The 11476-nt window shown below is 47.1% G+C and carries 8 protein-coding genes; 6 read left to right on the top strand and 2 right to left on the bottom strand.

Going from position 1 to position 11476, the window contains the following annotated elements; all coding sequences use genetic code 11:
• The first annotated feature begins 24 nt into the window (after nucleotides 1-24).
• The 3 genes from WH95_RS17685 (at nucleotide 25) to WH95_RS17675 (ending at nucleotide 3641) form a co-directional block, all read left to right on the top strand.
• Nucleotides 25-531 carry an Lrp/AsnC family transcriptional regulator gene (locus WH95_RS17685; RefSeq protein ID WP_046509686.1) on the top strand — a complete coding sequence of 169 codons (507 nt, stop codon included), beginning with the start codon at nucleotides 25-27 and terminating at the stop codon, nucleotides 529-531.
• A 132-nt stretch (nucleotides 532-663) separates the two neighbouring features.
• Nucleotides 664-2175, top strand: a complete 1512-nt coding sequence (locus tag WH95_RS17680; protein ID WP_046509685.1) for an NAD-dependent succinate-semialdehyde dehydrogenase — start codon at nucleotides 664-666, stop codon at nucleotides 2173-2175.
• A gap of 83 nt (nucleotides 2176-2258) precedes the next feature.
• On the top strand, nucleotides 2259-3641 hold the full coding sequence (locus WH95_RS17675) for an aspartate aminotransferase family protein (RefSeq protein ID WP_046509684.1): 1383 nt from the start codon (nucleotides 2259-2261) through the stop codon (nucleotides 3639-3641).
• Between the two features lie 62 nt (nucleotides 3642-3703).
• Here the strand turns inward: WH95_RS17675 and WH95_RS17670 are convergent, their stop codons facing one another.
• Together WH95_RS17670 and WH95_RS17665 are read right to left on the bottom strand one after the other, a co-directional pair.
• A complete protein-coding gene (locus WH95_RS17670; protein ID WP_046509682.1) occupies nucleotides 3704-4531 on the bottom strand; it encodes a BKACE family enzyme in 828 nt (275 codons plus the stop codon).
• 4 nt (nucleotides 4532-4535) lie between these two features.
• Nucleotides 4536-5870 carry an aspartate aminotransferase family protein gene (locus WH95_RS17665; RefSeq protein ID WP_046509681.1) on the bottom strand — a complete coding sequence of 445 codons (1335 nt, stop codon included), beginning with the start codon at nucleotides 5868-5870 and terminating at the stop codon, nucleotides 4536-4538.
• Between the two features lie 171 nt (nucleotides 5871-6041).
• On the opposite strand from WH95_RS17665, the gene WH95_RS17660 reads away from it, so the two are divergent.
• The 3 genes from WH95_RS17660 (at nucleotide 6042) to WH95_RS17650 (ending at nucleotide 11476) form a co-directional block, all read left to right on the top strand.
• A complete protein-coding gene (locus WH95_RS17660) occupies nucleotides 6042-6935 on the top strand; it encodes a MurR/RpiR family transcriptional regulator (RefSeq protein WP_052742127.1) in 894 nt (297 codons plus the stop codon).
• 555 nt (nucleotides 6936-7490) lie between these two features.
• The gene (locus tag WH95_RS17655; RefSeq protein WP_046509680.1) at nucleotides 7491-8456 is read left to right on the top strand and encodes a TAXI family TRAP transporter solute-binding subunit; all 966 of its coding nucleotides are present in this window, start codon (nucleotides 7491-7493) and stop codon (nucleotides 8454-8456) included.
• A 206-nt stretch (nucleotides 8457-8662) separates the two neighbouring features.
• Nucleotides 8663-11476, top strand: coding sequence for a TRAP transporter permease (locus tag WH95_RS17650; RefSeq protein ID WP_046509679.1), 2814 nt, complete (start codon nucleotides 8663-8665; stop codon nucleotides 11474-11476).

Here is an 11476-nt window from a genome sequence, read left to right as displayed (position 1 = left end):
TAAGAAAAGAAAGTTAGGTTACTGATGCACGTTGCTGGCCTTCGTTTGGATGATCGCGATATTGCAATATTAAAGATATTGCAAACTGAAGGACGTATTACAAAGGCGGCTCTTGCTGAACGGGTTAATTTGTCCCCAACCCCGTGTTGGGGACGCTTACAGCGCCTGGAAAAGGCGGGTATCATTGATTCCTATGAAGCGCGTTTGTCTGTAAAATTCTTTGCCCCATTGTCCTTTGTTTTTATGGAGGCGGAACTTGGCAGTCATCTTACCGAAGATTTTGAGCGGTTTGAAAAAGCCGTTCAGGACTATCCGGAAATACAGGAATGTTGGGCTGTCGGCGGGGGGCTAGACTATATTCTTAAAATCGTGGTGAAAGACGTTGATGGGTATCAGCGTTTCGTGGACCGATTGCTGGCTGCTGAAATCGGGCTGAAACGATATTTTACCTATGTTGTTACAAAGCCTGTAAAACAAACAAACGCCTTGCCTATTGATCTGTTGGTACAAGAGCAATCGACATCTTCATAGATGAAACATCTGATTTACGTGGTATAGGCGAAAGCTCTTCTTCTTTTTATCCGTTCTTTAGAGACACTTTTTGTCGGTGATCCGACATGATTGAGCTGTGATATCAAACACAGTTAAATGGGTTGTCTCTAGATGAGTAATCAAGCACAGCAAGAAACAGGGACGGGTCGTGAGAAAAACAGATCTGTATCCCTATCTTCTCTTCGTGATCCAAGGCTCTTTAAACAGTTCAGTTATATAGATGGGCATTGGTCTGATGCGTCTTCGGGGGAAAGTCTCGTTGTTACAGATCCGGCCAATCAAAAAGAGATCGGCACGATCCCAAAGATGAATGCAACTGAAAGTCAGGCCGCTGTTGATGCTGCGCAAAGAGCTTTTCGGGATTGGGCATCTTTGTTGCCACAAGATAGGTCTGCTATTCTGCGGCGCTGGTTTGATCTGTTGCATGAAAACCGTGAAGACCTTGCTTTGATTATGACCGTTGAACAAGGGAAACCAATATCCGAGGCACGGGGCGAAATTGATTATGCTGCCGATTTTATTGAATTTTATGCCGAAGAAGCCAAACGCCCAAATATAGAAAATGTGACTTCGCATATGTCGGGTGGGGAAGTTGAGGTCTGGCGGGAACCCGCTGGGATTGCTGCTTTGATTACACCGTGGAATTTTCCCTGTGCGATGATCACGCGCAAGGCTTCCGCAGCACTGGCCGCCGGATGTACTTGCGTTATCCATCCGTCAAAGGAGACGCCTTTCTCAGCAACCGCGCTGGCCGAACTGGCAGAACGTGCGGGTATACCCGCTGGTGTCTTTAATGTTGTGACCGGGGAACCGGGTGAAATTGTTCCCCAGTGGACATCGGATGATCGGGTACAGGTCGTTTCTTTTACTGGCTCTACCGAAATTGGTCGCCTGATCTATCAGCAATCGGCATCAACCATTAAACAGCTAGTGCTGGAACTGGGTGGGCATGCTCCATTTATTGTTTATGGGGATGCTGATATCGATCATGCGGTCAAGTCGGCAATATCGGCTAAATTTGCAACATCTGGCCAGGACTGTTTGGCTGCGAACCGCTTCTTTATTGAACAGAGTGTCTACGAAGAATTTACCCAGAAATTTGTTGAAGAAGTCAAAGCTTTGAGTCTTGGGCGCGGTCTTGAGGATCCGGACATTGGCCCGCTTATGAACGAGAATGCTGTTTTGAAGCAAGAGGCACATGTTTCTGATGCTTTGACAAAGGGCGCGCGCCTTTTGTGTGGCGGAAAACGCGATCCGCTGGGACCGTTGTTCTATCAGCCGACAGTGTTGGGGGATGTTCCTGCTGATGCCTTGATCAATCACGAGGAAACCTTTGGTCCGGTGGCTTGTCTGACTTCGTTTGCTGAAGGCGAAGATATCATCGCACTGGCCAATGAATCTGAATATGGTTTGGTTGCCTATGTGCATTGTCAGGATCCGAAGAAAATATATCGGGCAAGCCGAGATCTGCAATACGGTATGGTTGCGATCAATAGAACAAAGGTGACGGGGGCACCTATTCCATTTGGGGGGATGAAGCAATCCGGTCTGGGCCGTGAAGGGGCACGGCAAGGTCTGGAAGCCTTTACAGAAATTAAATATGTCTGCCGCAACTACGCGTGAAGACAATGAAATCTAGGGCTGTAATGAAAGGCCTGAGTGTTTAAGCCCAGAATGTTCAGGGCGGAAAGTTTAAGGGAAATAATATGCTTAGAAATGATCAATTGGCAGAATGGGATCGCGATAATTTTTTCCATCCTTCAACACACCTTGCACAGTTTGCGCGTGGTGATCTGCAAAACCGGGTGATTGCAGGTGGCGAAGGGCTTTATATTGAAGATCGTGATGGGAACAGAACGCTGGACGCCTTTGCTGGGCTTTATTGTGTGAATATTGGCTATGGTCGACAGGAAGTCGCAGATGCAATTGCAGCACAGGCAAAAGAGCTTGCCTATTATCACTCTTATGTCGGGCATGGTACTGAAGCATCCATCACGCTGGCAAAGATGATTTTGGACCGGGCGCCTGCCAATATGTCCAAAGTGTATTTTGGTCTGTCTGGTTCCGATGCAAACGAAACAAATATCAAGCTGGTTTGGTATTATAACAATGTGCTGGACCGCCCCAAGAAAAAGAAAATTATCTCTAGATGGCGGGGCTATCATGGTTCAGGCTTGATGACCGGTTCTCTGACGGGGCTTGAGCTGTTCCATAACAAATTTGACTTGCCGTTGTCGCAAGTTGTTCATACGGATGCACCCTATTATTTCCGTCGCGAAAATCTGGACCAGAGCGAAGCTGAGTTTGTGCAGCAATGTGTCGATAGTCTGGAAGAGCTTATCGCCCGCGAAGGGGCGGATACCATTGCAGCGTTCATTGGTGAGCCTGTTCTGGGGACTGGGGGTATTGTCCCGCCGCCAGCTGGTTACTGGAAAGCTATTCAGGCTGTCTTGAAAAAACACGATATTCTGCTGATTGCGGACGAGGTTGTTACAGGCTTTGGCCGTCTTGGGTCAATGTTTGGGTCTGATCACTATGACATCGAACCGGATATTATTACCATCGCCAAAGGCTTGACATCAGCCTATGCGCCTTTGTCCGGATCGATCGTGTCAGAGAAAGTCTGGAAGGTTCTGGAAGAAGGAACCGATAAGCTGGGACCGATTGGTCATGGCTGGACTTATTCTGCGCACCCCATTGGTGCTGCGGCGGGTGTAGCAAATCTGAAGCTGATTGATGAAATGAATCTGGTCAGTAATGCGCGTGAAATGGGATCTTATTTTAACGAAGGCCTAAAGAGTGCCCTGTCTGATATCGCTATTGTTGGTGATGTCAGGGGCGAGGGCATTCTCTCGGCTATTGAATTTGTTAAAGACCGTGATGACCGTATATTCTTTGATGCGGCAGATAAGGTTGGCCCTCAAATTGCCACTGCTTTGCTGGAACGGAGCAAGGTGATTGGTCGTGCGATGCCCCAGGGCGACATTCTCGGCTTTGCACCACCGCTTTGTATGACACAGGCAGAGGCCGATATTATTATTGAAGCCGCCAGAGATGCGATTTCTCATGTGGCAGAAAAAGTTCTCTAAAGATTGAAGACTTTTTACCAGCTATCCGGATATTTTTATTCTGGATAGCTGGTATGTCTGGTTTAGGTGATGCCGAGTAGTTTTCGCGCATCCTGAGCCGTGGCGATTGTGTTACCCATTGCCAGAACATCGTCGCGGGTTTGTGCGATTATTTCAGCTGTCGACGTTGCTTCTTCTCCGGTCTTTAAATCGGAGTTGTTTTCAAAACCAACGCGGGCGTGTCCGCCCTTTGTAATGGCCTCAGACGCACATCGGGCTTCGTTATGCCCAAATGCACAGACGAACCAAGGGCCCAAATCAATTGTGTTCTGCTCTTGTTTAATCTTTAGAAAGGCCCCTAGCTCTTCTATCTTGCCTAAGTTATCCGAAGCGTAACGTCCTAAAACAAAAAGAAGGGATGGTTTTGTCGCTGGAATTAAACCCTGTTGAACTAAGGACAGAAAGCGTTTGAAATCTGCGGCATCGTAAAGGATGTGTTGAACATGAACAGAAGTCTCTTCTGCCCAGTGATAGAATTTAGACCCATAAACCTCTCCGCCGTCGGGCATCATTTCTCTTAAAGCAACACTGACGGCTTCGGGTTGAACACTCTTGACGCAATTGACCTGTTCCTGTGGGGTAAATCGGCCAACGGCCTCGGTTGTGATCTGAACCAAAAGATCACCGCCAATGGTTTCTTTGATGCCAGAGAGAACTTCTGTGTAAAGACCGGGATCAAGAACATGTTGCTGATCCTTATCCCTGACATGAAGGTGGGCCATTGCGGCTCCTGCTTTTTGACAGGCAATAGCCTCTTCTACGATTTGGGGGACCGTCACGGGCAGGTTCGGGTGGTCTGATCTGGTTTTTCGGGCGCCGTTCGGTGCTGCCATAAGAATGGTTGGTGACATTGTCTTAGCTTCCCAGTGTATCAAAGACCGATGAAAAGCTGGCGGAAAGCTTCTCGACAATTTCTGCAATATGTTCGTCTTGGATGATAAAAGGTGGCGCCAAAAGAACGTGATCACCGTTTTTGCCATCAATAGTACCGGGCATCGGGTAGCAGATCAGGCCGTTTTCAAAGGCTGTTTTCTTAATTTTTGCATGAACTGCAAGCTTGGGATCAAAAGGTGTTTTTGTTTCTCTGTCTTTTACCAGTTCAATGGCAATGAAAAGACCGCGTCCCCTGATATCGCCGACAAAGGGATGTTGTCCGAATGCATCGGTTAAGGCCTGCATAAGCTGTTCCGAACGCTTGTTAACGTTGTCGAGAAGGTTGCGTTCCAGCATGGTTGAGATAACAGCATAGCCAGCGGCACAGGCGGTTGGATGCCCTTGATAGGTGTGGCCGTGTTGGAAAAAGCCTGATCCGTTTTCGATAGCGTTGTAGATTTTCCTGCTACATAACATGGCACCGATGGGTTGGTAGCCTGCGCCAAGTCCTTTAGCGATACAGAGAATATCCGGGGTGACGCCGTCGTGTTCACAGGCAAAGAGAGTGCCAGTGCGCCCCATACCACACATCACTTCGTCGAGAATAAGCAGAACGCCGTATTGGTTGCAAATTTCACGAATGCGTTTTAAGTATCCCGGCGCTGCGGCAACCGCCCCCATGGTCGCGCCGACAACAGGTTCGCAGATAAAGGCTGAAACCTTTTCAGGGCCAATCTTAAGGATCTCCTCTTCCAGCCGATTTGCGGCACGTACCCCATAGGCTTCATCGCTCTCGCCTTCTTGTTGGTCACGATAGGGATAACAGGGGTCTATGTGCGACATGGGAACAAGCATGGGCATAAAGGGTTCGCGTCGCCACTTGTTACCGCCGGCAGAGAGGGCACCGATCGTATTTCCATGATAACTTTGCCAGCGGGCGATAACGTGTGATCTGTCTTTGTCGCCACGTTCCAGATGGTATTGACGCGCCAACTTTAATGCTGCTTCAACTGCTTCTGAGCCACCGGAAACATAATAAACGCGATCTATGCCTTTTGGTGCATTTGCAACAAGTAGATCGGCCAGCTTTTCCGCAGGCTCCGTCGTAAAAAAGCCGGAATGAGCAAAAGCCAGTTGGTCAGTTTGTTTCTTAATCGCTTCCTGAACGGTTTGATCCGAGTGCCCAAGACAAGATACGGCTGCGCCGCCGGATCCATCAAAGTAATGCTTACCATTTTGGTCAATGATGTAGCATCCTTCGCCAGAAACGGCTGTTGGTAAATTTGTCTTGGTGTGGCGTGGAAATACGTGTCCCATATCTGCTCTCTATTTGCGTTTCGAGCGAACGGCTCGACGGGAAGCATGGCGGCAAAGAGAAACCTTGCCCAGTCATAACGATGGTAAATAGAGTTCGCTAAAATATCGTTTGTGTCAATAAGTCAAATATAATAACATTTGTTATTATTTGAGGTGTTGATTGGGGGTGCCATGAGTCAGGTCGAGAAGGCCCGTATTGTAGAGCGTTTGACAAAAGAATTAAATGCTTACCCTCGCAGTTTACGTCGTGTTGCAATGTTTATTATTGATAATCCTGCCAAATTTGGCATGAAGTCAATTCGGGATTGCGCAGAAGCAACAAGTGTCAGCACCAATACGTTAGTGCGATTGGCCCAAAAGTTAGGGTTTGATAGTTATAATCAATTAAGGGAGCCTTTCAGGGCTGCTTTAACCGCAAGTGCGTCAAATTCCAATACAACACAATGGGTGAACGAGCTTTATGATCGTGGCGGGATTGAACGTGTGCGCGCGGATACAGCGACCAGTGTGATCGGCAATGTGACCGAAGCTTTGCGTCATAACGAAGCCGAAGATATTGAAAAAGCTGCAGAAATGATACTCGGGGCACGAAATGTCTATTTGATGGGAACGCGGGCACCCTACACCTTGATTCATTATCTTTATTATGTGGGCAGAATGGCGTTGCCAAATTTAATTGTGGCGCCAGGACATGCCAATTCTCCGGTTGATGAAATATTGACGGTAGGGGCCGAGGATGTTGTGCTCGCTGTTTCTATTTCTCCCTTTTCAAGAGAGACAATCGAGGCGTGCGAAATAGCAAAATCAAGAGACGCAACACTGATCTTGATGTCTGATAGTACGGCTAATTCGTTGCCGCTCAAGCCTGATGTGACGCTAATATCACCAATATCAACGCCTCGGAATTACAAAGACTTTGTCGGGTTTGATAGTTTTGTCGGATTTTTTGCATTATCAGAATGGCTTTTGACAGCTTTGATTGAAAAAGGTGCCCCGGATACAAAGCAAAGAATCCAGACCTTTAATGAATATCGCAAAGAAACAAATGTCTTCTGGAAGTCTTGAGTTTTAATATTCTCTAAGGTGGAGAAACCCTAGACTTTTGGGGAGTCCTTGGATGTGGGGTGTAAAAAAGAACAAATGTTATCTGTTGACTGTAAATATTACATACGCAACCATGTCGGGGATAAAGAACTCGCAAAGTAGTTCGATTAGACAGGGAAAATATGAATTGGCTATTCCATTCGCATTGGGTTTGACGTAAGCTAAGCGCATGAAACGAAAGTAGATTCGAAAAGGTAACACACGGATCCAATATGCTTTTCGTAGCATTTTGAATTACTCGTTCAAGGGTGCTACTGCCAAATAATATAATTTACCTGTCAGGACATTAAACAATTTTGCGGTGCCTTTGCATCGAAAAAGCTAGTGGGGTTTGGTGCGTTTGTATTTTGTTACAGAGGCCCAATGGTTAAGAAATTTAACCGTCACGTGTAAGATGGTTAATAGTATTCGTTTGTGGTTCGGCACATGAATATGATTGTGGGGTAGATGGCTGTGAAAGTTGATATCCTGCAGGATAGTTAAAGTTAATAAAAAGCATGAAACCAAGGAGTAGGCATGTTTGTAAAAAAAATGGCAATGACAGCAGTAGCAGGTGCGGCACTGATGACGTCCGCAGCTTTTGCTGACACAAAACACGTTGTGATTGGTACTGGCGGTCAAACTGGTGTTTATTATCAGGTTGGTGGTGCTATCTGCCGTTTGGTTAACAAGGGTACCAAAGATCACGAAATCAACTGTACGCATAAAACAGGTGGTTCCGTCGATAATATCAATGGTATGCGCGCTGGTGATATCGATATGGGTGTTGCCCAGTCTGATTGGCAGTACCACGGCTATAACGGGACTGCGCCAGAAAAATTCCCTGATGGTGCTTACAAAGAACTGCGTGCCGTATTCTCTGTACATCCAGAGCCCTTTACAGTTGTTGCGCGCGCTGATTCCGGCATCAAAACCTTTGATGACCTGAAAGGCAAAAAAGTTAACGTCAGTAATCCAGGTTCAGGTGCCCGTGCAACTATGGAAGTTGTTATGGAGAAAATGGGTTGGCAGATGAGCGACTTTGCGCTGGCTTCCGAACTTAAATCAGCTGAACAGGCTGCTGCACTTTGTGACAACAAGGTTGATGCTATCGTGTTCACTGTCGGTCACCCATCAGGTACAATTACAGAAGCAACGACTTCTTGTGATTCTAAACTGATCACTGTTGATAACGATGTTATCCAGAAGCTTGCCGCAGACAACGATTACTATGCGATGACATCTATTAAAGGTGGCACATATAATGGCAACCCGGAAGATGTAACGACTTTCGGTGTTGGTGCAACTTTTGTTAGCTCCACTGCTGTTGATGATGAAGTTGTTTACCAAATGGTGAAAGCTGTTTTCGATAACTTCAAACGTTTCAAAAAAATGCACCCTGCATTTGCGCATCTGAAAGAAGAAGACATGATTACCAAAAATCTGTCTGCACCGCTTCATGATGGTGCTGTGCGTTATTACAAAGAACGTGGCTGGATGTAATCCGGGCATTTAATAATAGGGCGGAAGAACCACGGTACTTCCGCCCTATCTTTATTTCGGGCCAACTTTGTCACGGCCTATGATATCTTTAGTTTTGTTTATCAGAAGTTATGAATTCCGTTTCATCTGATTGTTAACAGATAAAGCAATGGTGGGGTCGCTTTGTGGGGGCCTAAAGCCGAGCACAGCTAACAGGGATATAGGGGATGTCTTCAGAAAATTCTAATACTGCTCTGAGTGATGAGGAACTTCAAGACCTTGTCGCCTCAACAGATACGGGGGGGCGAATACCCTCTAATAAAACGATCATTCTTGTCATGTCTGCTACGGCATTGATCTGGTCAATTTTTCAAGTCTGGATCGCGTCTCCGATACCGTACGAACTTGGTTGGGGCGTGTTTTCGACACGTGAATCCCGCCCAATTCATCTTGGTTTTGCTGTGTTTCTTGCCTTTTTGGCTTATCCGGCTTTCAAAAATTCTCCACGTCGCCGTATTCCTCTGGCCGACTGGGTTTTATCTATCGTTGGAACCTTTTGTGTTCTCTACCCGTTTTTAGCCGATACGTCTCTTGCCGAAGCGATCTCTGGGCTGCGATTATCGAACCGCCCAAGTAACCCGACAGAGTTCGACATTGTTGTCGCTGTCATTGGGATGATCTTACTACTGGAAGCAACTAGACGTGCGCTTGGACCACCTTTGATGGTCGTGGCTATTGTGTTCTTAAGCTACACTTTCTTTGGGCCTTATGCGCCTGACTTGATTGCCTGGAAGGGATCTTCTTTTGGCGGTACAACCTATCATCAGTTCCTGGGCGATGAAGGTGTTTTTGGTATTGCTCTTGGTGTTTCAACGGACCTTGTGTTCCTTTTTGTGCTCTTTGGTGCGCTGCTGGATCGTGCGGGTGCGGGTAACTATTTTATCAAAGTTGCTTTTGCGCTGATGGGGCATTTCAGTGGTGGCCCTGCGAAAGCAGCTGTTGTGGCGTCGGGGATGACAGGTCTTATTTCCGGTTCTTCCATTGCGAATGTTGTTACGACGGGAACGTTCACCATTCCAATGATGAAACGGGTTGGCTTTAATTCTGAAAAATCAGGTGCGGTAGAGGTCGCCTCTTCTGTGAATGGCCAGATCATGCCACCGGTTATGGGAGCTGCTGCGTTCCTTATGGTGGAATATGTCGGCATTCCCTATTTTGAAGTTGTGAAACACGCCTTCCTCCCCGCTGTCATTTCATACATTGCTTTGGTGTATATTGTGCATCTGGAAGCTAAAAAACTGAACATGCAGGGATTGTCTCGCAATGGCGAAAGCAAGCCAACATCATGGGTGCTAATGTCATGGGGGATTACTCTTTCCATGATCATCGCTTTGGCCGGAGGACTGTACTACCTGTACGAAGTCTATCATTTCCTTGAGACATCAACGGCACGGTTGGCCGGAATTGTTGTTGTTCTTGCTATTATGTACGGCATTGCTGGCTTACTTAAAAAGTCCGCGGATCAATCAACTGTTGCCAAGACGATTTCCACAGGTGCAATGGTTTTGGGCACGACTGTCATTGGTGCCTTTGGCTTGTTCTTTGTCATTGATTTGATCAAGACAACTTTTGGTGACGAGACGCAGTGGGTCATTATGGCTTTGATCCTTGTTGCGTATCTCTTGTTGGCCCGGATCAGTTCGTCTTATCCGGATCTTGAAATGGATGATCCCAATAGCGCGGTTGTTGAACTGCCGGAAACGGGTCCGACTGTGAAGTCTGGATTACATTTCCTGTTACCGGTTGTGGTTTTGATCTGGTGCTTGATGGTTGAACGAAAGTCACCGGGAACCTCAGCTTTTTATGCTGCTGCCTTGATGATTTTCATCTTGTTTACGCAACGTTATCTTTTCGCGTTCTATCGCGGAGAAGGAACTGCGGGTACAATCCGTCGTGGTCTAGACGAGTTGGTCGAAGGCATGATTGCCGGGGCGAGAAACATGATTGGTATCGGTATTGCAACTGCGGCGGCCGGTATCATTGTGGGGGCAGTCTCTCAAACGGGCGTTGGTCTTAAATTGGCGGCGCTGGTGGAGTTCCTTTCTCTGGGGCAGATTATGCTAATTCTGTTCTGGACAGCGATCCTTAGTCTGATTTTGGGGATGGGCCTGCCGACAACAGCGAACTATATTGTAGTATCTTCGTTACTGGCGCCTGTGATTGTTGCTCTTGGGCAGCAGAACGGTTTGATTGTACCGCTTATTGCTGTTCATATGTTTGTGTTTTACTTCGGAATTATGGCGGATGTGACGCCACCGGTGGGGCTTGCCTCTTTTGCCGCAGCTGCGGTTTCAGGCGGTGATCCTATTCGTACCGGATTTGTTGCCTTTTTCTATTCCCTGAGAACAGCGCTGCTTCCTTTCCTCTTTATCTTCAATACAGATCTACTGTTGATTGACGTTTCAGCCGGCGAGGGTGTTTTGATCTTTGTAATAGCGACCGGGGCCATGTTGATATTTACGGCCGGTACACAAGGATATTTCATGGCAAAGTCAAAGCTGTGGGAATCTGTTGCATTGATCTTGATTGCCTTTACGCTTTTCCGTCCGGGATTCTGGCTCGATTTGGCGATTGAACCCTACGAAGAACGTGGCGGTAATGGCCTTGTTCAGGCAATGGCAGATGTTGATCCGGGGCAGGAAATCCGCCTGATTGTTGCTGCCGAAGATGATGTTGGGGATCCCATCGCTTTAACCATGTTGATCAAGGTTGGTGATGAAGCGACTGGCCAAGAGCGTGTTGAAGGCTATGGTCTGGAGCTTCTTGAAGACGAAGGTAAGGTTATTGTTGACGGTGTTACCTTTAACTCTGCAGCTGAAAAAGCCGGGTTTGATTTTGATCAGGTTATCACATCGGTTGGTGTGCCTGTCGAGCGCCCAGCAAAAGAGCTTTTCTATGTACCTGCCTTCTTGCTTTTGGGCTTGATTGTCATGCTGCAACGTCGCCGTCGTAATCCACTTGCTGAAACAGCAGCCGTTTAA

This window comes from Kiloniella litopenaei (genome assembly GCF_000982415.1).
Lineage (GTDB): Bacteria > Pseudomonadota > Alphaproteobacteria > Kiloniellales > Kiloniellaceae > Kiloniella > Kiloniella litopenaei.
Note: the sequence above shows the minus strand (reverse complement) of the source record. Positions and strands in the feature narration are given on the sequence as shown.